General features: G+C 49.6%; 24 protein-coding genes. 10 read left to right on the forward strand and 14 right to left on the reverse strand.

The features are described 5' to 3' along the window. The first annotated feature begins 134 nt into the window (after positions 1-134). On the forward strand, positions 135-2,126 hold the full coding sequence (locus EH243_RS07225) for a tRNA(Met) cytidine acetyltransferase TmcA (RefSeq protein WP_126157978.1): 1,992 nt from the start codon (positions 135-137) through the stop codon (positions 2,124-2,126). Between the two features lie 5 nt (positions 2,127-2,131). Here the strand turns inward: EH243_RS07225 and EH243_RS07230 are convergent, their stop codons facing one another. Then, positions 2,132-2,962 (reverse strand): MOSC domain-containing protein, encoded by an 831-nt coding sequence (locus EH243_RS07230; protein WP_164549065.1) that lies wholly within the window; start codon positions 2,960-2,962, stop codon positions 2,132-2,134. Between the two features lie 195 nt (positions 2,963-3,157). On the opposite strand from EH243_RS07230, the gene EH243_RS07235 reads away from it, so the two are divergent. The 3 genes from EH243_RS07235 (at position 3,158) to EH243_RS07245 (ending at position 4,364) form a co-directional block, all read left to right on the forward strand. Beyond that, on the forward strand, positions 3,158-3,379 hold the full coding sequence (locus EH243_RS07235) for a DUF3820 family protein (RefSeq protein ID WP_126157980.1): 222 nt from the start codon (positions 3,158-3,160) through the stop codon (positions 3,377-3,379). Positions 3,380-3,469: 90 nt separating this feature from the next. After that, the gene (ybaK, locus tag EH243_RS07240; RefSeq protein ID WP_126157981.1) at positions 3,470-3,943 is read left to right on the forward strand and encodes a Cys-tRNA(Pro) deacylase; all 474 of its coding nucleotides are present in this window, start codon (positions 3,470-3,472) and stop codon (positions 3,941-3,943) included. A gap of 67 nt (positions 3,944-4,010) precedes the next feature. After that, complete coding sequence (locus EH243_RS07245; RefSeq protein ID WP_126157982.1) at positions 4,011-4,364, forward strand: YkgJ family cysteine cluster protein; 354 nt, start codon at positions 4,011-4,013, stop codon at positions 4,362-4,364. A 128-nt stretch (positions 4,365-4,492) separates the two neighbouring features. Here the strand turns inward: EH243_RS07245 and EH243_RS07250 are convergent, their stop codons facing one another. The 5 genes from EH243_RS07250 to EH243_RS07270 form a co-directional block, all read right to left on the reverse strand. After that, entirely contained in the window at positions 4,493-5,866 is a 1,374-nt protein-coding gene (locus tag EH243_RS07250) for a sigma 54-interacting transcriptional regulator (RefSeq protein ID WP_126157983.1), read from the reverse strand. A 22-nt stretch (positions 5,867-5,888) separates the two neighbouring features. Beyond that, positions 5,889-6,389: a hypothetical protein gene (locus tag EH243_RS07255; protein WP_126157984.1), complete on the reverse strand. Its 501-nt coding sequence runs from the start codon at positions 6,387-6,389 to the stop codon at positions 5,889-5,891. After that, complete coding sequence (locus EH243_RS07260; RefSeq protein ID WP_126157985.1) at positions 6,382-7,761, reverse strand: HAMP domain-containing sensor histidine kinase; 1,380 nt, start codon at positions 7,759-7,761, stop codon at positions 6,382-6,384. Before EH243_RS07260 ends, EH243_RS07255 begins: the two co-directional genes overlap by 8 nt. 79 nt (positions 7,762-7,840) lie before the next feature. Next, a complete protein-coding gene (locus EH243_RS07265; RefSeq protein ID WP_126158118.1) occupies positions 7,841-8,209 on the reverse strand; it encodes an EF-hand domain-containing protein in 369 nt (122 codons plus the stop codon). A 219-nt stretch (positions 8,210-8,428) separates the two neighbouring features. Beyond that, a complete protein-coding gene (locus EH243_RS07270; RefSeq protein WP_126157986.1) occupies positions 8,429-9,313 on the reverse strand; it encodes a fumarylacetoacetate hydrolase family protein in 885 nt (294 codons plus the stop codon). A 143-nt stretch (positions 9,314-9,456) separates the two neighbouring features. On the opposite strand from EH243_RS07270, the gene EH243_RS07275 reads away from it, so the two are divergent. Further along, the gene (locus tag EH243_RS07275) at positions 9,457-10,782 is read left to right on the forward strand and encodes a hypothetical protein (RefSeq protein WP_126157987.1); all 1,326 of its coding nucleotides are present in this window, start codon (positions 9,457-9,459) and stop codon (positions 10,780-10,782) included. Between the two features lie 13 nt (positions 10,783-10,795). Here EH243_RS07275 and EH243_RS07280 read toward each other — a convergent pair whose 3' ends face one another. From EH243_RS07280 to olsF, 3 genes are all read right to left on the reverse strand, one after another. After that, a complete protein-coding gene (locus EH243_RS07280) occupies positions 10,796-11,503 on the reverse strand; it encodes a DnaJ domain-containing protein (RefSeq protein WP_126157988.1) in 708 nt (235 codons plus the stop codon). 11 nt (positions 11,504-11,514) lie between these two features. Further along, positions 11,515-12,213, reverse strand: coding sequence for a VWA domain-containing protein (locus EH243_RS07285; protein WP_126157989.1), 699 nt, complete (start codon positions 12,211-12,213; stop codon positions 11,515-11,517). Between the two features lie 106 nt (positions 12,214-12,319). Then, positions 12,320-14,035 carry a bifunctional ornithine lipid synthase OlsF gene (olsF, locus tag EH243_RS07290; RefSeq protein ID WP_126157990.1) on the reverse strand — a complete coding sequence of 572 codons (1,716 nt, stop codon included), beginning with the start codon at positions 14,033-14,035 and terminating at the stop codon, positions 12,320-12,322. A 574-nt stretch (positions 14,036-14,609) separates the two neighbouring features. Here olsF and EH243_RS07295 point away from each other — a divergent pair. From EH243_RS07295 to EH243_RS07315, 5 genes are all read left to right on the forward strand, one after another. Next, complete coding sequence (locus EH243_RS07295) at positions 14,610-14,897, forward strand: helix-turn-helix domain-containing protein (protein WP_126157991.1); 288 nt, start codon at positions 14,610-14,612, stop codon at positions 14,895-14,897. Between the two features lie 74 nt (positions 14,898-14,971). Then, positions 14,972-16,042 (forward strand): DNA polymerase IV, encoded by a 1,071-nt coding sequence (gene dinB, locus EH243_RS07300; RefSeq protein WP_277600701.1) that lies wholly within the window; start codon positions 14,972-14,974, stop codon positions 16,040-16,042. Between the two features lie 84 nt (positions 16,043-16,126). Then, a complete protein-coding gene (locus EH243_RS07305; protein ID WP_126157992.1) occupies positions 16,127-16,738 on the forward strand; it encodes a nucleoside deaminase in 612 nt (203 codons plus the stop codon). A 90-nt stretch (positions 16,739-16,828) separates the two neighbouring features. Beyond that, the gene (locus EH243_RS07310) at positions 16,829-18,391 is read left to right on the forward strand and encodes a SulP family inorganic anion transporter (protein WP_126157993.1); all 1,563 of its coding nucleotides are present in this window, start codon (positions 16,829-16,831) and stop codon (positions 18,389-18,391) included. Positions 18,392-18,458: 67 nt separating this feature from the next. Further along, positions 18,459-19,259, forward strand: coding sequence for a sulfite exporter TauE/SafE family protein (locus tag EH243_RS07315; RefSeq protein ID WP_126157994.1), 801 nt, complete (start codon positions 18,459-18,461; stop codon positions 19,257-19,259). Between the two features lie 904 nt (positions 19,260-20,163). Here EH243_RS07315 and EH243_RS07320 read toward each other — a convergent pair. From EH243_RS07320 to EH243_RS07340, 5 genes are all read right to left on the reverse strand, one after another. Continuing rightward, positions 20,164-20,517 carry a HopJ type III effector protein gene (locus EH243_RS07320; RefSeq protein ID WP_126157995.1) on the reverse strand — a complete coding sequence of 118 codons (354 nt, stop codon included), beginning with the start codon at positions 20,515-20,517 and terminating at the stop codon, positions 20,164-20,166. A gap of 48 nt (positions 20,518-20,565) precedes the next feature. Continuing rightward, positions 20,566-21,504 (reverse strand): ketopantoate reductase family protein, encoded by a 939-nt coding sequence (locus EH243_RS07325; protein ID WP_126157996.1) that lies wholly within the window; start codon positions 21,502-21,504, stop codon positions 20,566-20,568. 88 nt (positions 21,505-21,592) lie between these two features. Then, on the reverse strand, positions 21,593-23,023 hold the full coding sequence (locus EH243_RS07330) for a DEAD/DEAH box helicase (protein WP_126157997.1): 1,431 nt from the start codon (positions 23,021-23,023) through the stop codon (positions 21,593-21,595). Between the two features lie 76 nt (positions 23,024-23,099). Beyond that, the gene (locus EH243_RS07335) at positions 23,100-23,921 is read right to left on the reverse strand and encodes a class I SAM-dependent methyltransferase (protein ID WP_126157998.1); all 822 of its coding nucleotides are present in this window, start codon (positions 23,919-23,921) and stop codon (positions 23,100-23,102) included. A gap of 108 nt (positions 23,922-24,029) precedes the next feature. Next, complete coding sequence (locus EH243_RS07340; RefSeq protein WP_126157999.1) at positions 24,030-25,721, reverse strand: AMP-binding protein; 1,692 nt, start codon at positions 25,719-25,721, stop codon at positions 24,030-24,032. Positions 25,722-25,742 lie beyond the last annotated feature (21 nt).

The raw sequence follows: 25,742 nt of genomic DNA on the forward strand, positions 1-25,742 counted from the left end.
CCCAGCCAGTAAGATTGTATTGTTGATAGCCATGATCGCTGTCGTCTCTCCATAACATTTTCGTCCTGATTACCTATATCCTGACAGCGGGGAGCGTGTAAAATTCAATTATTGATCAAGTAAAAGGTAGTGTTGTGGCAAGTCGGGAATCGGTACTGAATAATCTTGATAGGTGGTTAGAGGATGCGCAGCGCCGTTCACACCGGTTATTAGTGGTGCTAAGCGGCAGTCAGTCGTGGTGTCAGGCGCAACTGGACGGCTTTACATATCTTAGCTCTGCTTTAGACGAACGCTCGGCTAAGGCTCAGTGGCGCTGGATTGGTGACGCGCAGACGGGCTTAACACCGCCTACCGCGCTGCCGCCTATCAGTGCAAAACAAGCGCATCAGCTGTTAGGCCAAGAGTGTCAGGGTATTATTTATGATGCTTGGAGTGGTTTTAACCCTAATGGGTTTGGTCAGGTGGTCGGTACGCTGGTCGCCGGCGGGGTGTTTATCCTTGTCACTCCTGCTATCGATGGGTGTGTCGATGGGTGTATCGATAGGTGGCAGGATTATGATGATCCTGAGTACCAACATATCGCCGTGCCGCCATTTACTGCTGCCGATGTGGGGCGTCGCTTTATTCGGCATTTACAAAATACCATCGCGGCGGACAGTGATTTGCTTCACTTTTGGGAAGGTGAACAGGGTTTAGTGTCCCAGCCTTCTCTGACATCAGCGGATGTTGGACGTATAGCACAGCGGCATCCTCGGCAGAATCGATCCCCGTTGCCCGCGCCATTTAAAACTCAGGATCAGCAAGACACTGTACAACACTGTGCCGATATCCTTAATCATGCACGGGCAGTGACGGTGATCACTGCCGACCGAGGCCGGGGCAAAAGTGCGGCACTGGGTATTTTAGCGGCGCGGTTGATGCAACAACATCAAGCTACTGGAGTGTCCGCCGAGGATAAACCCTCGTTAGATCTGTTGATCACGGCGCCATCACGGGGAGCCATACAGGCGGTGGTGATGCTGTTGCAGGCGTTATTACCCATCGATCAATTAGCCTATGAGCGGGATTGCTGGCGTTATGCTGGCAGTCGGCTGCGCTTTATATTGCCCGATCAGCTGTTACAGCAGCGACCGGCAGCCGATCTGCTGCTGGTGGATGAGGCCGCGGCGATACCCGCGCCTCTATTGCTGAGCCTGCTGGATTATCCGCGGGTTATTTTTGCCTCGACCCTACATGGCTATGAGGGCACCGGACAGGGGTTTGCGGTACGCTTTATGCCTTACCTTGATCGTCGGGTACCGCAGCGACAGCTGTTGCAGATGCATCAGCCGGTACGTTGGGCCGATGGTGATCCATTAGAGCGTTTTAGCTATCAGGCCCTGCTGTTGGATGCTGAGCCGGCTGATTTAGTGGGTTATGGCGCTGAACCCCAAGATCTGCGCTGCCAAAAGTTAGACCGGGATGCGCTGGTGGCCGATACTCGTCGCTTGAAACAGCTATTTGGGCTGTTGATGTTGGCTCATTATCGGACGACACCAGGGGATTTGCGGATTCTATTGGACAGTCCGAATGTCGAAATATGGGGCGCATCGATTGAGTATCAGGGGGAGACGCAGTGGGTGGCAGCGGTACTGCTGGCGTATGAAGGCCCAATCGATACCGCGCTAGCTGAGGCAATTATGCAGGGCACTCGGCGGCCTAAAGGACAGTTGATACCGCAAACGTTGCTAGCGCACTGTCAGATAGCGATGGCGGCGCGCTGTCGAGGGCTTCGGGTAATGCGGATTGCCGTACACCCTCAGTTGCAACGACATGGGATCGGTAGTGCGTTGTTGCAAGCGGTTGAAGATGGCAGCCAAGGTCTCGATTGGTTAGGCACGAGTTTTGGGGCAACCTCGGGATTATGTCGTTTTTGGCAGCAGTTTGGCTTGCAGTTACAGCGGCTAGGGCATGGCCGCGATAAGGTCAGCGGTACCTACGCGGCGGTGATGTTACGCGGAATCTCTCCCGCAGGGGTTGAGTTGCAGCGTCAGGGGGCGGCTAAAGCCGCCGAGCAGTTGCGGCAGTTGAGTACATCTCAGCGGGCGCTTATCGGCACCGATCTGTTAGCCCTGTTGGATGATTAGACATTTCAGGGTGCACTTTGGTAATGTTCGGGCTCTCTGGTTTCCAATATCTCGAGAGGATCATTCAGACTAACAATGCCGCTGTTGAGTGCAATTAGGTTTTGGCCGAAGTGAGCCTCACCATCGCTTCCTTTGCGGTATCTCTTTAATACACTGAGGGGTTCCCGGCCAGGGTTGCGCGTCAGTGTGGTTGGGTCGGTGGTGGTGAGAATGCAGCGCCCACAGGGTTTGACCACTTCAAATTCCACATCGCCCAGACGGATACGCTTCCAGCTGTCCTCAGCATAGGTATCACACTGGTCGATCACGAGGTTAGGGCGCATCTGTTCCATCAATACAGTGCTTTGGCAGCGTTGATTCAGATCCGCTAATGATGCTTGGGAGATGAGCAGCAGTGGATAACCATCGGCAAAGGCCACTTGATGATCGGGGTGGCCGCTGACAGGGCGGTCGGATTGTTGATCGAACAGGTAAAGTTTGCAGGGTTGTTGTAGATAGTCTGTAAACCACTGTTGTGCTTGCGCGCCACCGTTGCGTGCATGGATTTGGTCCTTCCAGACATTGATCTCATCGTATTGCGAACCCAGTTGTGAATAGTCGAGTCGCAGCGGCTCAACACCTGGCGCCGAGATCAGCAAACCATTGGGTAGCAGGGCGGATTTCACCGCCAGCAATGCGGGGTGAGTGCGTGCCGTTAGAAATTTACCCTGATCATTGCAGAGTACCAGCTGGCGGTCAAAGGCTAACCCTGTCGCGGTGACTGCGCTGCGGCTAAGGTTGATAGGGGCGGTCGATTTGATGGGGTAGATCGTAATGGCACAAAGATGGGCTGGCATAGCGGATACTCTCTTAACCCGATGAGGGGCATAATGACGAGCCGTTATCCTCGCTTTGATTGCCTTAAAATGCAATTGTCCTGTTCGCCCGTTGTGCTCATTCCACCGTGATTGGGCCATTAAGGGGAAGGGTTTTAATGTATAGTGCTGGCTTTAAATCGATTCGACGATCAACCTATTGAGTATGAGGCAGGCATGGAGATAACCCCTGAAAGGCTACAAAAATTGGCCAATATGCCGATGCCGTTTGGTAAATACAAAGGCCGACTCTTGCTAGAGTTGCCGGAGCCTTATCTCGTGTGGTTTGCTGGGAAAGGCTTTCCTGAGGGAGAGATTGGTATCTTGCTGCAGATTCTCTACGAAGTGAAGCTCAATGGGCTAGAGGATGTGCTTAGACCATTAACGCAGCGATACTAAGATAAGCGATATTAAGTTAAACCCAAGAGAAGGCTGAGAAGTCCATATTGGATCTCATTGAAAGGCCGGTATAGTCGAGTAAGTGTAACGATGACCCCTGCGATTAAATTAGCAAAACGAGCAAAAATTAATTTCACCCTGCATGAATATGTTCATGACGTCGATTGTGAATCCTATGGCAATGAAGCGGCGGACGCGCTGAATGTCTCGCCCCAGCGTGTCTATAAAACATTGATGGTGGCGCTTAACGGCGATAATCGTCAGTTAGCGGTGGCGATTGTACCTGTTGTCGGGCAGTTGAACCTGAAAGCAGCCGCCAGTGCACTCAAGGCTAAGAAGGTGACAATGGCCGAGCCTCAGCAGGCGCAACGAAGTAGCGGTTATCTGGTGGGTGGTATCAGTCCATTAGGCCAGAAAAAGCGTTTAGCGACGCTGCTAGATGAGTCGGCGAAGCAGTTTGAGACTATTTTCGTGAGCGCGGGAAAACGAGGCTTGGAAGTGGAGCTCAGTCCTGCCGATCTGTTGCAGTTGACCAATGGCATGATGGCGGATATCGGTCGCTAAGAAGCATTGCGCTGATCGATATAAGGTCACTCTCTTGAATTATTTTGAGCTATTAGGAAGAGACGGGATGAAAAACAATCAAGATATTATCGTGCGACTACGTGAGCGTATTCCGTCGTTTGAATGTACCCCGGGCTGTCACGATTGCTGTGGCCCGGTTACCGCATCGTCTGAAGAGATGTCGCGCTTGCCGGTGAAGTCTGATGCGGAACATGAGGCTGCACTCGAGGAGTTCAACTGCGTACATCTAGGGCCTCAGGGTTGTACTGTGTATGGCGAGCGCCCGCTGATCTGTCGCTTGTTTGGCACCACCGCGAACATGGCCTGCCCCAACGGTTGTCGCCCAACGGAGATGATTGAGCCCGAGGTTGAGGAGAAGATTCATCAGTTGATTGCGAATACTCGGCAAGTACTGGTGTAACTGATAAGGGAGATAGCTCTCGAGCATCGGGTTAATGTGATCTTGAGCGATCTGCTGTTGATTCAACGAAAAAAAGGCCGATCTGTTGAGTATCGGCCTTAGTTGTTTTTGAGAGAAGAAAGTAGGGGTCAGCCTACTTTTTTCTCTTCTATGTACTCATTCGTTTTGCGCCCTAGCTTAAACTGAGACGCTTCTAAGTCATGCTTATTCAGCAATTTATAAAAGTCGGTACGGTTACGTTGTGCGATCTTCGCCGCCTGAGTCACATTGCCGGCGGTGATATGCATCACTTTGGTAAGGTAGCTTCTTTCAAAACTTGAGCGCGCCTCGTTGAATGATGGGATCACACGGTCCTGATTCGCAATCGCTTGATTGACTAAACCCTCGCTAATAATCGGCGCGCTAGACAGGGCAACCGTTTGTTCAACGACATTTTCCAGTTGCCGGACATTGCCCGGCCAAGCGGCCTGCGCCAAGATATGCAACGCGCCTGGCGAGATGCCTTTAACCTTAGGGTTATGCCGTTTAGCCGATTGTTCGACAAAGTAGCGTGCCAGCAGAGGGATATCTTCGGGGCGCTCGCGCAGGGGCGGCAGTTCAAGATTGACCACGTTTAGGCGGTAATAAAGGTCTTCACGGAATTCACCATCTTCCATCGCCAACTCTAGGTTACGGTGGGTAGCAGAGATAACGCGGACATCGATATCGATGGAGCGGGTCGAACCCACAGGACGGATAGTACGCTCCTGAATAGCCCGCAGCAGTTTCACCTGCAGGCTGGTCGGCATATCGCCAATTTCATCGAGGAACAGCGTGCCACCCTGAGCGGACTGAAACAGGCCTTCGTGCTGGGTAACAGCACCGGTAAAGGCGCCTTTGGCATGGCCAAAGAGTTCTGATTCGAGTAGCTGCTCGGGTAGGGCTCCACAGTTAATGGCGACAAAGGGTTTAGCGCGTCGATCACTGGCAAGATGGATCGCTTTTGCCATCAACTCTTTTCCGGTTCCGCTAGGGCCGGTGATCAGGACGCTGACATTGGATTTCGCCACACGTTCCGCTTGACTGAGACGTTCATTCATCAGCGGGCTATGGGTGACGATGGCACTACGCCAGCTATCATCCTTTGGGTGGGCAGAATCTAGGGCCGAGTTAATGGTGCTGAGCAGCTGATCTTTATCGATCGGTTTGGTGAGAAATCCGAAGACCCCTTTTTGAGTCGCTTCGACGGCGTCGGGAATCGAACCGTGGGCCGTGATAATCACCACGGGAATCGCGGGATGGTCTTCCTGTATCGCCGAAAACAGCGCCATACCGTCCATGCCATCCATGCGTAGGTCGCTGAGGACCAGATCGGGTGTTTCATGTTTTATCCGCTGCAGTGCTTCAACACCCGAATTGGCGGTGTCTATGCGAAAACCTGAAGCGCTCAGGCGTAAGCTCAAAACTTTAAGGATACCTGGGTCGTCATCAACGATAAGAATCAGTTGTTGAGTCGATTTCATTTTTTACTCCTAATCTGTCTTTCTAGCGAGACAGTTCATTCTCAATGCGAGTTAATGCTTCTATTTGCTGTTTGAGCTTATCTCGTTCGGCAGATAGTGCCTTGCGTTCAAGGTCTGCGTTATTCAGAGCCTGCTGTAACGTCATGACCGCCTGTGTGTAGTGATAGCGTACTAGTAAGTATTGCTCAGCATCACATTCAGGGTTTTGATTCAGATCGAACTGTTCAAACAGGGCAATCGATTTCTTTAATTGGGCGGTTGTATTGCCGGGCTGACTAAGTAGGATCGCTAAAGTGGCTTTTTGTTCACTTTCAATCGCCTGTTTTAGCATCTCGTTTTTAGCTGAACCTTGGGCTTGCTGATACTGTTGTTCCTGCTCTACCCACAGGTCGATATTGCCAGACAGACACGAGGGCTTGGTGCTTTTCGCGGGTGATGACAGGAACGGAAATGATAGAGAGCTCATCGTTTGGCAGCCGCTGACCATGAAGAGGGTCAATGTGAGAAACAGCGCTTTACTCATGAGTTGTCTGTCCTTGATTTGGAATGCTGATCATAAAGCTAACAAAGCCATCCTGATTACTATGAAGTTCTAAATTCCCCCCCATGGCCTTGATCGATTCTCGGGCGATGCTTAAACCGATCCCTGAGCCTTTAACCGAGCCTTGCCGTTTGTTGACGCCTTGAAAAAAGGGATCAAACAGCTGTGCTAGGTCAGAATCAGGAATCTCTGGGCCGGTGTTGCCGACCTCGATTCTTAAGCAGCTATCCTGAACCGTTAAGGATATTTTCAGTAACCCATTTTCGCTGCCATAGACTGAGGCATTGGAGATCAGGTTGCTGAGGGTCCGTTGGAGTAACTCTTTATCGATGAGCCAAGGGTGATCCTGTTTAGGTAATGTTACCTGAATCTGCTTCTGTTTGAGTAATAATTGATGGGACGCTAATGATTCTTGAATGATGGGTAAAATCGGCTGGGTTTGTAGGTCGTGCTCACCCGCGTGCTGCAACCGGTTGTAATCGAGCAATTGCTCAATGAGTGATTGTAGCGAGATGCTGTTGTCTTGCATCAGGGTGATAATCTCTTTCTGGTCGTGAGTCAGCGGCCCAGCAAGCTCTTCAGCCAGTAGGTCTGTCCCTTCTCTCAGGGTTGTTAGCGGTGTTTTTAACTCATGGGACATGTGTCGTAAGAAGGCCTGTTTTTCCTGTTCGAGTAGCTGCAAGTGGGTTTCTAGCCACTCTAGCTGTTGGTTGAGCGCAAGAAATTCTTTCGGCCCTTTGAAGGGCTTCGACATATCGAGTTGGCCATGACCTAGGGCTTTGATGCGCAACATCAGTTGCTTCACCGGCCGAGTGATGCGGATACTGAAAAAGAGGATAAGAATGGTGGACAGGGTGATCAATAATCCCGCCTGAAGCCAGAGTAGGTTTTGCTGCTCTTCTGCTTTGGCATTGAGGGATTCTAACCGTTGGTCTAATTTCTTGCGCGTGTCGGCATAGAGCGTCTGGGTAAGAGGCACGAGGGCGCTGACTTTTGCATCCGCTTCATTGTTGAGTGGTGTGGCTTCAAGTTCGGCGATCAGTGCGAAAATGGTTTCGATATTGCTGGAATCAATGAGAAAACTGTGTAACTGAAGAAGTTGTTTGTATTCGGCTAGTTGGGAGCGAAAGCGCTCTTCAATATCGGCTTTTTTCAGAACATCGTATTGTCGAGCAGAACGCACCAAATCACCGGAAAGCTCCCGCAGGTGTTGGCTGCGACTGAAAAAATCGAGGGCTTCTTTGGCGTGCTCACGCCCTTGGCGAGACAGTGTCACCATAGAATCGGTTGCTTGATAGATTAATACGCCCAGGGGTGCGACGACCAGAAAAAAAGCCAGCACCACCAGTTGCATTAATGATCGCGTTTGCAGCGAGGAACGATTCACCGTCTTTGAATTATTTATAGTATGGCCTTTCCTGGGCGGTCGATAATCATATAATCCTCAATGCTGAGAGGTTAAGGATATTGCGTAGTCCCTTTACTTCTGCCTGTAGAGGCTCTATTTCTTGCTGACTAAGCACGCCGTCATTGTTGATATCCAATTGATGAAAACGCCTTGCCAGGGAGGGGTGACGGCGCATTTCCGTTAATGATACTTCATTATCGTGATTTCTATCGAGCGATTCAAACATGGATAAAGAGCGTGTTCTGTTGATCTGCGCGGTCTCTTGAGGCATCTCAGAACGAATATGTTCAATCACTTCTATATTGGATAGCCGTTTTAATGACAAATGGTCAGTTTCCGCCTGAGCGAGTGTTGTCGTCAATGTCAGTGTTAGTAGCAGAGTTGCCGTGCGCATGCCTATTATCCAGTCATCAGTGTTGTATTAACGGGTAGTAAAGCAATTGTTGGGCCTTGTTTATAAAAAGCACATTAAAACAATAAGATAGCTTTAATTCTGCCGTGCTTTCATCCCTGCTAGTATGAACTAACTTTAGATAACTGTCTCTTAAAAGAGACTGGTATTCAGTGTGCGTTTACTATTGTTATATAAAACAATAGCTTAGGTGTTGTTATTTTAAGACACAGGCTGTGAGCTGATGAAGCTGTTGTGCTCAGGTTCCTGTAACACCGGGTTACTCAGGCGGCCAATATGTTCTATCTCGATGGTAACGCGATCACCGGGCTTCATATAGCCTCTAGGTTTCATTTTGACACCAACGCCGCTGCAGGTTCCGGTTGCGATCACATCACCGGGTTTAAGGGTGCACACCGAGGAGAGTGTGGCGACCAACTGGTAGCAATCAAAAATAAGGTGGCGGGTGTTGGAGTGTTGTCGCAGTTCATCGTTGAGCCAAGTTTTGAGTTCTAGGTTGTGTGGCTCGATGCTGTCCGACGTGACGATCCAAGGGCCCATTGGACCGTGACTGTCGAAGGATTTACCCAGCGTCCAGGTGGGTGACTTGATCTGCCAATCTCTGACGGATACATCATTAACGATGGTGTATCCCGCAATCACTTGGGGGGCATCTTCGATGCTAACATTGCGGCAATACTGGCCGATGACCAGTGCTAATTCGCCTTCGTAATCAAGTTTGTCGGAGATATTGGGACGGTAAATGGGTGCTTCTGGATGGGTGACACAGCTCGATTGTTTATTAAACAGGGTTGGGAATTCGGGTATGGCCAAACCTGTTTCGGCGATATGGTCTGCGTAGTTAAGGCCAACACCGATAAATTTTTCCGGCTGTGCAATGGGTGCCAATAATTGCACCTGATCGAGGTTGAGTGCCGCCGGTGAGGTGGCGATATAGCTCTCGAGTAAAGGCTTGAGCGCCGAAAAACGGCTGAGTAGCAATGGCATAGCGCCTGAAAAAATAGAGGCTGGAATGGGAATGATCTGTTGTTCAACGACACAGCCTAGCTGTTCTTTTCCTGAATGTATAAACCGCGCAAGTTTCATCAGTAGCCATCCCTAATTATATGAAAGTGAAAGTAATTTTAGCAGAATTTAAATTGATAATTCTGCTTGGATGATGACTTTAAGCCGAATGCATTGCAGGGTATGCTAATAGGAATTTATAGCATGATGAATGACGGAAACGGATGAGCGGCAAGGCTATTCATATTTCACCTCTATTCATGGCGTTGATAGTGACAGGATGTGCGGTTGACAAACCACAGCCTTTTCCTTCTCAGGCGCCAATTCAAGCGCTGTCTGGCGTGATCGTTGAGCGTCAGGAGCAGCTTTGGTTTCAACCCTGTCACGAGAAACTCTGGTGGCCATTACAGGATTTCACCCCACAGCAGGAGCTAACCGGATATTATCAGCGCTTCACTCAATTCAGTCATAAAGATCTGTACGTTGAGTTGCAAGGGGCGGTGGACAGCGCATTAGACAATGCCTTGTTGGTTAAACGTGTCGATACCGTCGGCGGTACGGCGGCCACCTGTCACTTTCGTCTAGATGATATTCTGTTTCGAGCGGCCAGCAGTGAGCCCCATTGGGTGGCCGATATCTTTGCAGATCATGTGCTGGTAAAGAGTATTAATCCATTGGGGCGTTTTAATTTTAAAGTCACCGATACGCCGGCAGATACCGATAGTGTTGATATCATGTTTGCGGATAAAGCCGAGGCTAACTCTACTGATACAGTGGTTGCTCATTATCGTGAGCGGCGTGAAGGTGATAGGCAGCATTTCCAATCATCCTCGCGGAAAGCGCCGTTTGATATCACCATTATCGAAAAGCGTTGTATCGATACTGAAAGCGGAACCTTACTGCCATTAACCGCTCAGATGACTTTTTTTGGCAAGTCCTATGAGGGGTGTGCCCGCCAAGGGCGTCCAGCGATAACCGAACTAGCAGGCTTCTATTGGTATCAACCTGCGAACGGGCATCAGGTGATGTTTAAACTGTCGAAGGATCACCGTGTGCAGTTGGTGAGCCGTGACTCATCGGGCAAGGCCGTCACTGAGCATGGCCAGTGGCAATATCTGCAATCGGGTAAGTTGATTTTTAGTATGCGCGATGCACAGCAGCAAGAGTATCTGATGTTATTTCGCCGTGCATCCAGCGGTCAGTTGGTGTTGCAAACCGGCTCCGACCGTTTGGCGGCGTTAGGGGCGACTTTTCAGCTGTGGCAACCTTCTGGTCTCTCGGGTGGTCAGCCGCTGCCGGGTAGCGTTAAGCCGGCCCCTCAGCCGCGATCGATGACCAGACCCGCTTCGGTCGCGGATACGCCAAGCCCGGCGCAAGAGACCTTACAAAAGCCCTTACAAAAGAGCTTACAAAAGCCCTTATCCACGCAGCCCGCTGCCTCGACCTCATCGCTGCTAACCGATGCTGTGTTCAATGATTTACCGGTGCAAGCGGCGGATATTGATGATGAACTCCTCAATGAGATTATTGTCGATGATGCCAATCATTAAAGGCTAATCAAGGTTAGTGTGAGAAGTGGCTTTTTAACAGCAGGTCTTTAGCCTGATTAATCTCTGCGGCTAGGTAATCGCTGCCGCCGCGATCTGGGTGGAGTTTTTGCATTAACCGACGGTGGGCTTCAATAATCTCCTCTTTTGATGCGCCGGGCTCAAGCCCGAGAATCTGGTAGGCCTTGTCGGTCTCGGAAGCTTCTGCAGTGCTACTATCATCTTTACGCCAACTGTCGCCAAAGCGCTTATCCAGATAGGTCTCGAGTAGACGGGCGGATTGCTCATCATGTTGGCGACAGTAGTTGAGTAAATCGATAAATTCACCTTCACTTAGGCTAGCGAGTGGCCGCCCTTGTAGCGGCCCTTCTAATACCTCGCCCTCGAGTGCGCCGCTGTCGTGATCGAGTTGCATGTTAAGAATCCGGCTTTTTACCTGAGAGGTGTTGTCTGAGGTTGATTGGTTACTCTTGTAATGTTGAAACAGCTTACCCAGCACCGGAATCATCGGAATAAGGCGGCGGGAGAAGGGGAGCAGCAGCGCGAATACGGCGCCGATCCAGTTTAGTTTACCGGTGAAGGTGAGATAAAAGAGCGCGGCGGCGAGTACGGCTACCAACAGCATGATATTCGCCTTGCGTTGATCGGCGGGAGACTTACTGCGCAACCAAAGAAACCAACCGAGTAAGAGTAAGCCGAGCAATATAAGCACAATGGGGTTCAAGGTTTGAATCCTTAAGATTTAAGCTGGTGGGTGAGTTGAAGAATGTCGGGGTGTCCCTGTTTGGCGTATTCGAGTAGCGCACGCTGACCGCCGGTGGCATAGACAGCAACCGCACCGAGTAAGGCTTTCAATGTGGCTGCGCTGCTGTTATCAAAACGACAATATGCTCCGCCGGATAGTTTAGCCATCTGCTTAAAGGCATGGGCCGCGGTGATATCTCGGCCCTCTTGGAAGATGAATAGTGGCGTAGAGTGGATGCCTAATTGGCCAGCTAGCTGGCAGAGAAAATCGACCGGCTCTTCAACACTGTCGCCAATGAAGATAATCGCTTGCACCGCCTGTTGGCGGGTTTGTTTTAAGCTATGCTGAAGTAGGCGGGCTATCTGAGTGTGGCCACCGAGGCAGTGTACCTGATTCATCTGGTTGAGCAGACTGTTGGTGTCTTTTAGCCAGCGGCTGGCACTGAACTGCTGCAAGCCACCATAATGACAGAGTTGTACCGCTAGTTTGCCCAGTTCTTGGGTTTCGAGAAACATCTCGCTCTGCAGGTGACAGGCATGGTCCCAAGTCTTTTCGCGGCTAGCGGTAGCATCCAATGCAAAGATTAACCTAGCATCGTTATGGGGGACCGCAAGCTGTTTGGCTTGCTGCAAGAAGGCTTCAATCTCCTGATCGCTGGATATCGGATTCAGGACGCGTTTATTGCTCATAGGATTCAGACCTGAATAGTGAGTCATTGAACATCATTGTCTATCCGAAAGTCTGGCAGAAAAAAAGAGGCCTTGCAGCCCCTTTGTTACTTTAATCCTGAGAATATTAGCTTATTTCGCCTATATAGCGTGCTCTTTTTTTCGCTTTAAGGTAATCCGTATCGACCAGTACCAAGCCATCAACACAGAAATTAAAGTCAGCATCGACACCGAAATCGAGAAAGCGTACGCCGCCAGCTTCGCAGATATCCGCATATTGCTTATACAGTGTGGGGACGGCGCAGTTTAGGAAATCCATCTGCTGCTTCAGTATTTTGAAGTCTTCCTTGTAGTTGTTGCCACCGAAGAGCGTTTGTAGCTCTTGGCGGGCATCTGACTGGAGGATATAAGGGGTAAATGATCTGCCGAGGTTATCGGGATCGGGAAAATAAAGACTATAAAAGTGTACCAATAGATCTTTGGCATGCTGCGGATAACGGTTGCTGAGGCTAACCGGTCCAAACATATAACGTACATTGGGGTGCCGTTTCAGGTAGGCGCCGATACCATACCAGAGATAATCGAGACTGCGTTTGCCCCAGTATTTCGGTTGAACAAAGCTGCGGCCTAGCTCGATACCCTGTTCAAAAAACTGCTGCATGGCGGGGGTGTAGTTAAACAGTGTTGAGCTGTACAGCTGGTCATCTTCGCTGTTAGTCATTCTCCAGGCTTCTGCAAGACGGTAAGCACCTACAATCTCCAGCTCCTCTTCATCCCAAAGGATCAGGTGGCGGTAATGGGCATCATAACGATCTATATCGAGTTTTTCGCCGGTACCCTCGCCGACACAACGGAATGACACCTCCCGTAGTCGGCCTACTTCACGCATGACCGCGGAGTCCGCGTGATAATCGAACAGGTAGATTCTTTTCCCGTCAGCGGTTTCCCCGAGTTGCTCCGCTTGTTTGAGTTCTTTTTTTAAGGCTTGGCGGTCCTGAGGATGAGCAATGGTTTTTTCCGTCTTAAATATCGGTTTGCGACCTTTAGCGAGGCGGTAGAGATGTTTGCGCACCATCTTGCTTTTTTCTTGGCCGGTAACAGGGAGCTTATCCAATTGGCTGTAGGGGATGGGCTCTCCGACTTTAAAGGATAGGTTCATGGCGCGCTTATTGAACATCTCCCGTGGCAGTAACACCGCGGCAAGGGCTTTATTGATACCGGAGACGGTGTAGAACAGGGATGAGTTTTTACCGCCAATGAATATCGGCAAGAGAGGGCTATTAGTTTTTTTAGCAAAATGAAGGAAGCCCTGATTCCAGTGACTGTCTTTAATGCCTGTCGGGCCTGCACGGGAGACTTCGCCCGCGGGAAACACAATAACGGCTTCTTCGTTATGCAGGGCGTTACGGATATTGGCCATATCCTGTTTGCGGGTAGCTTTATTGAGGTTATCGACCGGCAGCAACAGAGGGCTTAATTGGGTGAACGAGGACAGCATATCATTGGCGACAATGCGGACATCCTTGCGGATTTCGCCGATCATCTTTAACAGAGCTAAGCCATCTAATGCACCGAGTGGATGGTTGGCAATGATCAGCACGCGGCCACTGGAAGGAATATTCATCAGATCTTTATGGCTGAGGGTGTAGGTGAAATTAAAGTAATCTAACACCCGATCAATAAAGTCGAACCCTTGATAGCGCTGATTTTCCTCGAGAAAGCTGTTGACCTCCTGCTCATGAAATAGACGGCGTAAAACAAACAGTGCCATGTTTCGTATAGCCGATGGCTTGGAGGAAAAAGAGGGGTATTTGTGGGTGATAACCTGTTCAACATTGATCACGATCGCTGACCTTCCTATTATTGTTCACCCGAGGAATTTATGTGATTTTTGTGACAGTAGGTTGGCAGAAAAATGACTATCTGATGACAGGGGCTAGGCAGGGATGGGTAAAAGAGGGCTGGCGTGAGCAGAAGTTAGTCAATACTTGATCGGGGAGTTAGCAGGGGCGGGCTTATGAATAGAGCTTGTGAGTAGAGCTTATGAATAGGGCTTATGAATAGGGCTTATCAATAGGGCTTAGTAATCGAGCTTATCAATCGAGCCTGGCCTTAGGATGCGATCTTGTCGATGTCAGCGGCTTACATCAACCCGCTTATTCAGCTTGCGGGTCTCTTTGCTAACTATCTGGCTCTATTGGTTGATTCTACTTTAGTTTAAAAGGGGAGTTAGTTGATGGTTTTTTCAGCGTTTATCGCCCATTTTATAGGGTTTTATCGCTGTTTTACCCGTGAATATTTGCACCTGATTATGCAGGCGTCTTATAATGTAAGTTACTAAATTAGTAATTACGAATTTTAAGTGGTTAAGCTTAAATTCTGCATGAAATTCGTTTGTTTAAAGGAACATAAGTCTCATGGAAAATCTCAACAGGACGTTTGCGCGCCGGTTGTATATCTCACATCTTATCGCAACCACGGAACGTCCTAGTGTGCCTGTTTTAATGGAAATAACCGCTTGGCCGCGGCGTACGATTCAAGATGTGATTAAAGCGATTCCCGGTATGGGGATTAATGTCTATTTTAAGCAGGATGGACGGCGTAATAATGATGGTTATTATGTGATCGATAACTGGGGTGCCATTAACCCTATTTGGTTAAAAAATAATATTGATAGTGTAAAGCGAGCGTTGGAGGCTAAATAACTGTTCTTTTATACAGTGTTTCGTAGTAGGCTTGGATAAATACAAAATGCGATTGTATTAATCTGGGCCATGAAGTGACCGATACGCTGGTACGAAAAATTATTCATTGTGATTGCGACTGTTTTTTTGCTGCGGTTGAGATGCGCGATGATCCCTCCCTGAGTAATATCCCTCTCGCTATTGGTGGTTCATCTGACCGTCGTGGTGTCATCTCTACCTGTAATTACCCCGCCAGAAAGTTTGGTATTCATTCGGCCATGGCCACCGCCCATGCGATGAAGCTGTGCCCTAGTCTGACCGTTATTCCTGGTAATATGGAAAAATATCGACAAGCATCGGCCGCGATTATGGCGATTTATGCCGACTATACGGATCAGATTGAGCCGTTGTCATTAGATGAGGCTTATCTCGATGTGACAGGCTCTACCCTTAAAGACGGTAGTGCCACGCTGATTGCACAAGAGATACGTCAGCGAGTGGTAGAGCAGGTGGGTATTACTATCTCAGCGGGCGTCGCGCCGAATAAGTTTGTTGCTAAAATTGCTAGTGATTGGCATAAGCCCGATGGGCTGTGTGTCATTACGCCGAATCAATTAGAAGCGTTTGTTCTGCAGTTGCCGGTCAAAAAGATTTATGGCGTGGGTAAGGTGACAACGGCTAAATTGCTGCAGATGGGGATTGAAACCTGTGCTGATTTGAGAACCTTTAGTATGGCGCAGCTGGTGGACCGTTTTGGTCGATTTGGCAAACGCTTATATGAGCTGAGTCGAGGTATTGATGATCGGCCGGTGAGAACGAGCCGGGAACGCAAATCGATCAGTGTGGAACATACCTTTGCGACAGATCTCCCCGACCTTGCCTGTTGTCTCGAAAAATTGCCGGTTATGTTGACTGAGCTGGCGCAACGATTTGAAAAACACGCCGAGCAGCGGGAAGTCGCCGGTGCAGTGATTAAATTAAAATTCTCTGACTTTACCCAGACCACGGTTGAGCAAAGTGCTTCTGAGTGTCCGTTGGCGCTGTATCAACATCTCTGTCAGGAGGCGTGGTTTCGGGGTAAAAAAGCGGTGCGTTTGATTGGCGTAGGTTATCGGTTACAGCCCAAAAATAGTCAGCAGGCGGTGCAGTTAACGTTGATCGACTAAACTAACCCTTTAGAGAAAGAGTCTTAAATAAAAGAGTATTAAATACAGGTTATTAGATAGCGGCTCTTAGTACAGGAGGTTCCAATGGCCAAGATGCAACAGGAAGCAGCATCACCAGCGTTAACGCAAGACGATAAACCGATAACGAGTTTAATCAAACGCCTGAATCAGCTACAGCCAGATAGTGAATATCGAGATGATATTCGGGGTTTGTATGCGTGTCGTTTGGCGTTGGATGCGCTGGAGCAGGGAAACTACGGCGTAGCGGCTTTACTGGTTGATCCTCAGGGTGAGGTGGTTGCCCAGTCTGAAAACAGAGTGTTTAGTGAAGATGGGCAGGGGCGTTATCATAGTCAGGCCCATGCCGAGATGCTCTTAGTGGATCAGCTTGAGGCGGGGCTTGTCCCTTATCCCCCTGAACAGTTAACACTGCTAGTGACACTGGAGCCCTGTCCGATGTGTTTAGCTCGGTTGCTGCTATCGGGTATCGGTTCGGTGCGTTATATGGCCGATGATCAACAAGGTGGGATGTTAACCCATGCCGATAAGTTACCTCCAGCATGGCGTAATTTGATGCAGTTACAACACCATTATAAGGCGCATGTCTCTACGCCGGTAAGGTTATTGGCCGGCGATATTGCAACGACTCACCAAGAGCGGTTACGCCGCAAGCTGTTAACGTATATCCGTCCTTGACGCTGTTTTGTGCAGTTGCACAGTGCTATAATTGCGCTTTTTTGCCGCCAGTCCCCTTTTAAGACTTCAATTCAGGAAAAGTATTTTATTATGCTGCAGTTGATCTATAAACGCTCTCAAAGCATGAAATCGGATATATTGTCCGGTCTTACCGTTGCCTTGGCATTGGTGCCAGAAGCGGTGGCATTCGCCTTTGTCGCGGGTGTCGACCCTTTAGTCGGCCTCTATGCGGCTTTCATGGTGGGGCTGATTACCGCCGCTATTGGTGGTCGTCCAGGAATGATCTCCGGCGCTACCGGCGCATTAGCCGTGGTCATGGTGAGCCTTGTAGCTCAACATGGGGTTGAATATCTCTTTGCCACTGTTGTGCTTATGGGTATTTTGCAGATATTAGCCGGGGTCTTTCGTCTGGGTAAATTTATCCGTATGGTGCCTCACCCAGTGATGCTGGGCTTTGTAAACGGCCTTGCCATTGTTATCTTTTTGGCGCAGATGAAGCAGTTTCAAGTCGCCGATGCAGATGGGGTGTTGGGCTGGATGCAAGGGTCACAGTTAGTCGTTATGTTGGGTCTGGTGGCTCTGACCATGGCGATTATCCATTTTCTGCCTAAATTAACTAAAGCTGTACCATCAACCTTGGTGGCTATTTTGGTGGTAACCGGTCTAGTTGTCGGTTTAGATATTGATGCCGCTCGTAGCGTACAGGATGTTCTGGTCGACATGACCGGCGACCCTGCTGCCAGTATTGCGGGCGGTTTGCCGCAGTTTCATATTCCGATGGTAGATCTCAATTATGAGACCCTACGGATTATTTTCCCTTATGCGCTGATTCTAGCGGCCATTGGTTTGATCGAATCGCTACTGACATTAACGTTAATCGATGAGATTACTGAAACCCGCGGTCGGGGTAACCGAGAATGTGTGGGTCAGGGCGTGGCGAATGTTACGACCGGCTTCTTCGGGGGTATGGGTGGTTGTGCAATGATTGGTCAGAGTATGATCAATATTGGCTCGGGTGGTACTGGGCGAGCGTCCGGCATATCAGCCGCGCTATTTTTACTGCTCTTTATCTTAGTTGGGTCTAGCTGGATTGAGATCATTCCCGTAGCGGCATTGGTCGGGGTGATGTTTATTGTCGTAATCGGTACTTTCGAGTGGGCCAGTCTCAACCTGATGCGCAAAATCCCACCCTCTGACGCGTTAGTCGTGGTGATTGTAACGGTGGTGACAGTGGCGACGGATCTGGCGATTGCCGTTATTGTTGGCGTGATTGTCTCGGCATTGGTGTTTGCATGGAAACATGCGAAACATATGCGCATCGATACCAGTATCGAAAACAATGGTTTTTTGAAGGTTTATAAGCCCCATGGCCCGTTGTTTTTTGGTTCAGTACAGGCCTTCCGTGATAATTTCACGCCTAAGTTTGATCCTCAGGAAGTGATTATCGATTTCGCTAACTGCCGTGTAATGGATCATTCCGGTGTTGAAGTGATCGACTCTTTGGTCGAGCGATATGAGAAAGCCAATATCGATATTCATATTCGTCACCTGAGTGATGAGTGTATCCGTTTGCTGGAAAAAGCGGGCTCTGCCGTTGAAATTAATCGGGAAGAAGACCCTGATTATAAGGTTGCCGCTGACAAACTAGGCTGATAACGGCTTGTTATACCTGTAAAACCGTGACGATGATCGCGGTTTTTCTCTATTAGGAAGATGAAGAATGGAAATTGAACTGATAATTGCCTTTGTGGTACTGGGAACGGTTGTTGGGTTTTTGGCCGGATTGCTGGGGATTGGTGGCGGTCTCGTTATGGTACCGGTCCTAACGGCTCTCTTTATTTGGCAGGGGATTCCTGTCGACCAAGTGGTTCATCTGGCGTTAGGCACGTCCATGGCATCGATTGTTGTTACGTCGATCTCAAGTATGCGGGCTCACCATAAACGCGGCGGAGTGATTTGGTCGGTGGTTAAGCGGCTTGCACCGGGGATTGTCGTCGGGGCGTTTCTGGCAACATTTCTAGCGTCGGTATTGAGTTCGGCATTCTTGGGGATCTTTTTCTCCTGCTTTTTGGTATATGCATCAACTCAGATGTTTCTCAATATTAAACCGAAACCAAGTAGAGACTTACCTGGTACTCCTGCGCTGTTTGCTGCGGGTAGTGTTATCGGCAGTATCTCGGCACTAGTATCAATCGGTGGTGGTACTCTGACAGTCCCTTATCTTAGCTGGCACAATATTGATGTTAAGAAAGCCATTGGTACCTCGGCGGCGATTGGTTTACCGATTTCAGTTGCCGGGACGATCGGTTATATCGTCAATGGCCTATCAGCGGATCTACAGATCGATTATGTGGTTGGTTTTATCTACCTGCCTGGCGTTGTGTTAATCTCATTGATGAGTTCGATCATGGCCCCTGTGGGCGCGCATGTGGCGCACCTGTTACCGATTCCCGTGTTGAAAAAAGTATTTGCCTTATTGTTGTTAGGTTTGGCAATTAAGATGATTAGTTCGGTGATTTAAGCCGCGGTGTGGTTTGTCAGCTTGCTAGTGCATGGATTGTGGTGCATTCGCAGGCTCGCCGGTACCAAAATAATCGTCGATGCGTAGGGTGCGGTTAAGAATGAACCGCACCATGGGTATTCATTATCCACCACGCCTATCGTGCCAATATCGGTGCGGTTCGAAGGCTCATCTGTGCATGGATTGTGGTGCGATTCGCAAAGCTCATCGGCACCCTACGGATAGATGCGTAGGGTGCGGTGAAGAATGAACCGCACCATAGGTATTCATTATCACCACAGCCATCGGGCTAATGCCGGTGCGGTTCTTAAGCTCATCGGTGCATGGATTGTGGTGCGATTCGCAAAGCTCATCGGCACCCTACAGATAGGCATAAAAAAGAGCTGCAGATGAGTAGGGTGCGGTGAAGAATGAACCGCACCATGAGTATTCATTATCACCCCAACCATCGGGCTAATGTTGGTACGGTTCGCAAGCTCATCAGTGCATGGATTGTGGTGCGATTCGCAAAGCTCATCGGCACCCTACGGATAGGCATAAAAAAAAGAGCTGCAGTTGCCTGCAGCTCTTTCTTCGATAATCATTACCACTGAGGTGGTAGCAGATCCCTTCTGCAGCCTTTTCATCATCCTAGAAAAGGCTTCCCGTCTTTGGGTTCTTTTAGCGACAGACCTCTCAGCATCCTGCTCTAAGTCATCTCCTTATCGCTGTTCTACATCCTTGTTCCCCAGCGTATTCTTCAATCCTTGAAGAGTGTCGATCCAACGGAAGTGATTATGGCGATATTGGTATAACCTTTATATAGGAAAAAGTCCTAAAACTGTCTTTATTAGACGACTAAGGTGTCTTTTTTCCGTGACAGTCTATCGTCAAGCCGATATGAGTTCGGATAGACCGTACTCATTCAGCGATCTATTTTTTTGGTTATCAAGGGGGCTTGGTCAAAGGTAACGGCAGACCAGCCTTGTGCCATAAAATTACGGATATTGCCGTGGTCGTTGCCATTTGGATGGGCTAACACATCTTGGTGATAGAAGCGGCCAAAGCAGTTAAGGGTTTGCTGTTCAGACAGCTTATTCAATTGGGCAAAGGCAAATATTTTACAGGAACCTTCATTAGTGCCGGCTTCATTGATGAGTTGCCCATTGATAAAGCGGGTAGGGGTGTAATCATAGTTGGCTGTGATAACGGCGATGGTGTCTTCAAAGTCGATATTGGCGGGTTGATCGAGTTGTTGGATGAATTGTTGCAGGTCCATTAGGGACTCCTGTTTGCAAGCGATGGAATATAACGATATAGCGCAGTGTTATTCTTGTTGTAATAGCAGCGCGTGAACGAGCTCAGTATTGGGAACCTCGACCTTTAATTGCGCCGCACGTTGGATAACGGCGCCGCTGATGCCGCCGAGTTCGAGAGGGCGGCCCTTTTCTTTGTCGACTAACATGGAGGTTTTAATTGCATCAAAGTTGCAGATGAGCTCGAACATCTCGTCGACATCGGCTTGGCTGAGCGTGACATCATCCGCAGCTGACACCTTGGCAACTTCCTGCATCATGCGGTAGACGGTTTTGCCAAAGGTGGGGTGTGATGTCAGTGCTTGGGTATCTAGGCGGGTCAGGGCTGACAGTGGATTGACGCCGTTGTTAATGATTAATTTACGCCATAATTCATAGCGAATATCATCACTCAGTTGCGAGGGTATACCCGCTTCATTGAATGCTGCGGCAAAGGTGGCGAGTGTGGCGGCGGGGAATATCTGCTCGCTGCTCTGGTTAGGCCAGCTACCCATGACAATTTGGGCCGGGCCGGTGGCTTCAATCTTACCAGGTGCGATGATATGGCCGCCGATACGGACGGCGAGTCCGCCGAGTGTTCGCTGACGCCCCAGCGCTTGTTCGATGACCGGCTCATTATCAACGCCATTCTGTAAAGATAACACCGGTGTTTCGGCGGTATTCAGCCAGTCAGCCAGTTGCGTCAGGATGCTGGCGGTGGCGCCGGCTTTGAGTGTCAAAAGAATAAGATCGAAATCCTGACACTGAAAGCGGCTTTGTAGCTGATCAATATCCAGCGCGTCAACCGGTTGGTTGAAGTCGAGTTGGGGGTGGTGAATGCTTAGGCCGTTGTTTTGCAATGCCTGCAGGTGTTCACCACGTGCCAGATAAGCAACCTGATGACCCTGCAGTTGTAGTCTAGCGCCGTAGTAGCAGCCGATGCCGCCTGCGCCGATAACAAGAAAACGCATTGTGTTTCCTACTCATATAGTTATTTGAATGAGAGTAGCACTTTACCTTATGCGCAGATGATTTCCAGTCTGTTTATTAGCTTGAAGATCAACCGCGGCTAGTGCTAGGCGTGTTGCGTGCTGGACGACGGGCGCCGGGCTTTGCTGGTGCATTACCTGTGTTAGTACGACCGCTACGACCGGCGGGCTTAGCCGCTGTATTGCCCTGCTCTTGACGATTGCCAGTGGCGCTACCGCTACGATGGCGCTTGTTTTTGCTGGCGGGTTTGTTGCCGCGAGCAACATCGCCCGAACGCTGGCCATCCTGATGGCCATTTTGTGGCTTGGCCCTTTTTGGCTTATTCGGCTTACGTTTACGGTTGCTTAAGCTCGATTCGGGCAGATTGTGTAATGGCTGGAAGCCAAGTACTTCTTCCCGTTCCAGTATCCGACCGATGAGGTGCTCAATATCAGACAACTGATCAAATTCATCGGCGCTGACTAATGAGATTGCCTGACCGCTGGCCCCGGCGCGTCCGGTACGACCAATACGGTGTACGTAATCTTCGGCGACATTGGGTAGATCGAAGTTAACCACCTGAGGGAGTTGATCAATATCCAATCCGCGAGCGGCGATATCCGTCGCGACCAAGACTTGAATCTTACCCTGTTTGAACTCTAGCAATGCTTTGGTGCGGGCTGATTGGCTCTTGTTACCGTGAATAGCCGCGGCTTTAACATTTTCCGAGTCGAGGTGTTTACAGAGTTGATTCGCACCGCGTTTGGTACGGGTGAAAACTAACACCTGATGCCATTGGTGTTCTGCCAGTAGATGACTAAAAAGGGCGGATTTCTGTTTTTTATCAACCGGGCAGATCCACTGCTTAACGTTAGTGGCCGTGGTGTTGCGTGCGGCGACAGAGATCTCGACTGGATTGTTCACCAGTCCTTTAGCCAGAGTGCGAATCGAATCAGAGAAGGTGGCAGAGAACATTAGGTTCTGGCGCTGTTTAGGCAGCAGGTTAATGATCCGCTTGATGTCATGAATAAAGCCCATATCCAGCATACGGTCGGCTTCATCCAGTACTAGCACTTCAACTTTATTGAATTTAACGGCGTTCTGGTTGTGGAGATCCATCAAGCGGCCAGGTGTAGCGATGAGAATATCGACCCCTTTACGCAGTTGCATCATCTGAGGGTTGATACTCACGCCACCGAACACGACAGCCGAGCGTAGTGGTAGATTCTTACCGTAATCCGCGACGCTTTCAGCGACCTGTGCTGCTAGCTCTCGGGTTGGGGTAAGAATGAGTGCTCGAATTTGGGTGCCTTGGGCGCGTTCGCCTTGGCTCAGTCGTTCAAGCAGCGGCAGGGTGAAGCCCGCTGTTTTGCCGGTGCCAGTCTGGGCCGCAGCCATCAGGTCTTTGCCTTCCAGTACCGCCGGAATTGCTTGGGCCTGAATTGGCGAAGGGGTCTCGTAACCTTTATCGATTACGGCATCAAGTATCGGTGCCGATAGGCCCAGATCAGTAAATTTCATGCATACTCTCTATAACTACATTGTCGAAATGACAGGAGGGCGAAGGATACAGGAAAGGCCACTGAAATGGCAGTGATTATCCCTTTTGTCCGTGACAACTGAGTTGCCAGACTTCGACTGCACCAGCATTTAGATTAGCGATCACATTGGGTCCCATCTGGCTGAATGTTTTACCCAAAATTTTTGCCGGTGATAGGTTGGAAGTGCTTTTAACGGAATCTTCTTTTTTCGCCTGTCGTTGTCGCCATTGTAACGCTTCATCGGACCAGTTTTCAGCCCGCTCTAACTGAAAATTATTCTGCTGTAATAAGTCTCTCATCGCTTCGAAGGTGATGAGGTGGGATTGGGTTGCGCCGCTGGCCCAGGGGACAGGGTAACGCATACTATCCGGATTCGGCCCTTGCAGAACCTCATGCAGTAGCAGTGATCCTTGGCTATTGAGTACTCGGCGACATTCTTGTAGGCAGAGATCGGTATGTGGAATGTTGAGCAAACTGTGTTGGAAAATAATGCAGTCAAAGCTGTTATCGACAAAAGGCAGTTGTCGGGCATCACAGGTAAGGACGTCCGGCGATGTCGCAGGGGCTGTCAGTTGGCTAATGGCACGGTTGAGTCGATTAAAGCGATGGGTGATATCGATACCAACAACCTCAGTACTCTTGTTGGTGGTGAGCATCCGCATCAAGCCGCCAATGCCCGAGCCGATTTCTAGAATGCGCGCCGGTTTTAGTTGTTCGAGTTGCAGTAATAGTTTTTCTGACGCTTTGATGCCACCAATATGCAGTTGGTCTAGGGGGGCGAGCTGATAGAGAGAGGGGCCGTCAGGGTAACGTTCACGTAGTTGTTGCAGCAGAAAGGTTTCATCTGTGTGATGGCTGTAATGTTGATCAATATCCATCGGCGTATCCTTACTGTTGGTCATTTATAAGTTATTTAAGTGATTGTTGCGGCGATTGAACCAAAAAAAACGGGGTCATAAGACCCCGAATATTATCACTATGTGAGATTAGATATCATCGAGGCCTAGCTCTTTGATGGAAATTTCTCGCATTTTAAACTTTTGGATTTTCCCGGTCACGGTCATTGGAAACTCCTCAACGAATTTAAAGTAGCGAGGAATTTTAAAGTGAGTAATCTGACCTTTACAGAACTCCCGTAACTGGTTTTCGGTCACACTTTCCGAATCGACACCGAGTTTAACCCAGGCGATCAGCTCCTCTCCATATTTCTTATCGGGCACACCGGTCACCTGAACATCGGTGATGTTCGGGTGAGTATAAAGAAACTCTTCGATCTCTTTCGGGTAGACGTTTTCACCCCCACGGATCACCATGTCTTTGATGCGGCCTACGATCTGAATATAGCCCTCTTCGTCCATGGTGGCGAGATCTTCGGTATGCATCCAGCCATTATCATCAATGGCTTTTTTGGTACCTTCTTCATTGTTCCAGTATTTGATCATGACACTATAGCCACGGGTGCAAAGCTCTCCGATTTCACCCCGGGGTGACACCCGTCCGGTGAGGGGGTCGATGATCTTGCTTTCCAGATGAGGCTGGGTGCGGCCGACGGTGGTGACCTGCTTATCGAACGGGTCATCCGCGGCGGTCTGGGTCGATACCGGGCTGGTTTCGGTCATCCCGTAGGCGATCTGAACCTCTTTCATGTTCATCTTGGAGTTAACGGCTTTCATCACTTCTGCAGGGCAGATAGAGCCTGCCATAATACCGGTCCGTAGACTCGATAGATCATAATTGCTGAAATCGGGATGTTCTAACTCGGCGATGAACATGGTGGGCACACCATAGAGAGCGGTGGCTTTCTCTTTTTGCACCGCTTCGAGCACGGCTTTAGGCTCGAAACCATCGGTGGGATAGATCATGGTAGAACCATGGGTGACACAGCCTAAATTACCCATCACCATGCCGAAGCAGTGGTACAGCGGTACAGGAATGATCACACGGTCTTTGTGGGTGAAGTTTTGACTTTCAGCCACAAAAAAACCGTTATTGAGAATATTGTGATGACTCAGGGTGGCGCCTTTCGGGAAACCGGTGGTGCCTGAGGTGTACTGGATATTGATAGGATCATCAAACTGCAGTGTCACCTGAATGTCTTTGACTTGTTGTAAATCGACTTTATCGGCCTCTTCAACAAAATCATCCCAACGCCACATGCCGGGGTGCTGAGTATCTGACAGGTTGATAATACACTCGAGCGTTTTTAACTTGGCCGATTTGAGGTGGCCTTTTTCGCATTCATGTAACTCGGGCGCCAGTTCTAACAGCATCTGAGTATAGTTAGAGCTCTTGAATGTATCAGCGGTCACGAGGAAGCGTGTGCCGGACTGATTGAGGGCGTATTCGAGTTCATGCAGGCGGTATGCGGGGTTGATATTCACCAGAATAGCGCCCACTTTGGCGGTAGCAAACTGGGTGACGGTCCACTGCGCCGTGTTCGGCGACCAGATGCCGATACGGTCACCGGGCTCTATGCCGACAGCGAGTAGGGCGCGAGCGCATTGCTCTACCTTTTCTTGTAGCTGCGCGTAGCTCCAATGGATATCCTGATAATGGACAATGAGTGCATCATTATCGGGGTAGGTGGCGCAGGTTTCATCAAACTTGTCGCCTATGGTCATGCCCAGCAAGGGAGTGTTGCTGGCGCCGCTGGTATAGCTGGGTTGTGTAATACTCATTAAATTATTCCCACCGTTATT

The sequence above is a fragment of the Amphritea opalescens genome (assembly GCF_003957515.1).
Classification (GTDB): Bacteria; Pseudomonadota; Gammaproteobacteria; order Pseudomonadales; family Balneatricaceae; genus Amphritea; species Amphritea opalescens.

What these genes read in the sequence shown, in the direction of transcription:
- EH243_RS07255 (WP_126157984.1), bottom strand. Translation starts at nt 6,389, where the DNA reads ATGAGTAAAGCGCTGTTTCTCACATTGACCCTCTTCATGGTCAGCGGC.
- EH243_RS07315 (WP_126157994.1), top strand. Translation starts at nt 18,459, where the DNA reads ATGGAAATTGAACTGATAATTGCCTTTGTGGTACTGGGAACGGTTGTT.
- EH243_RS07320 (WP_126157995.1), bottom strand. Translation starts at nt 20,517, where the DNA reads ATGGACCTGCAACAATTCATCCAACAACTCGATCAACCCGCCAATATC.
- EH243_RS07310 (WP_126157993.1), top strand. Translation starts at nt 16,829, where the DNA reads ATGCTGCAGTTGATCTATAAACGCTCTCAAAGCATGAAATCGGATATA.
- EH243_RS07270 (WP_126157986.1), bottom strand. Translation starts at nt 9,313, where the DNA reads ATGAAACTTGCGCGGTTTATACATTCAGGAAAAGAACAGCTAGGCTGT.
- EH243_RS07325 (WP_126157996.1), bottom strand. Translation starts at nt 21,504, where the DNA reads ATGCGTTTTCTTGTTATCGGCGCAGGCGGCATCGGCTGCTACTACGGC.
- EH243_RS07335 (WP_126157998.1), bottom strand. Translation starts at nt 23,921, where the DNA reads ATGGATATTGATCAACATTACAGCCATCACACAGATGAAACCTTTCTG.
- EH243_RS07230 (WP_164549065.1), bottom strand. Translation starts at nt 2,962, where the DNA reads ATGCCAGCCCATCTTTGTGCCATTACGATCTACCCCATCAAATCGACC.
- EH243_RS07260 (WP_126157985.1), bottom strand. Translation starts at nt 7,761, where the DNA reads ATGCAACTGGTGGTGCTGGCTTTTTTTCTGGTCGTCGCACCCCTGGGC.
- EH243_RS07285 (WP_126157989.1), bottom strand. Translation starts at nt 12,213, where the DNA reads ATGAGCAATAAACGCGTCCTGAATCCGATATCCAGCGATCAGGAGATT.
- EH243_RS07340 (WP_126157999.1), bottom strand. Translation starts at nt 25,721, where the DNA reads ATGAGTATTACACAACCCAGCTATACCAGCGGCGCCAGCAACACTCCC.
- EH243_RS07265 (WP_126158118.1), bottom strand. Translation starts at nt 8,209, where the DNA reads ATGCGCACGGCAACTCTGCTACTAACACTGACATTGACGACAACACTC.
- EH243_RS07245 (WP_126157982.1), top strand. Translation starts at nt 4,011, where the DNA reads ATGAAAAACAATCAAGATATTATCGTGCGACTACGTGAGCGTATTCCG.
- EH243_RS07295 (WP_126157991.1), top strand. Translation starts at nt 14,610, where the DNA reads ATGGAAAATCTCAACAGGACGTTTGCGCGCCGGTTGTATATCTCACAT.
- EH243_RS07305 (WP_126157992.1), top strand. Translation starts at nt 16,127, where the DNA reads ATGGCCAAGATGCAACAGGAAGCAGCATCACCAGCGTTAACGCAAGAC.
- EH243_RS07275 (WP_126157987.1), top strand. Translation starts at nt 9,457, where the DNA reads ATGAGCGGCAAGGCTATTCATATTTCACCTCTATTCATGGCGTTGATA.
- EH243_RS07235 (WP_126157980.1), top strand. Translation starts at nt 3,158, where the DNA reads ATGGAGATAACCCCTGAAAGGCTACAAAAATTGGCCAATATGCCGATG.
- EH243_RS07250 (WP_126157983.1), bottom strand. Translation starts at nt 5,866, where the DNA reads ATGAAATCGACTCAACAACTGATTCTTATCGTTGATGACGACCCAGGT.
- EH243_RS07330 (WP_126157997.1), bottom strand. Translation starts at nt 23,023, where the DNA reads ATGAAATTTACTGATCTGGGCCTATCGGCACCGATACTTGATGCCGTA.
- ybaK (WP_126157981.1), top strand. Translation starts at nt 3,470, where the DNA reads ATGACCCCTGCGATTAAATTAGCAAAACGAGCAAAAATTAATTTCACC.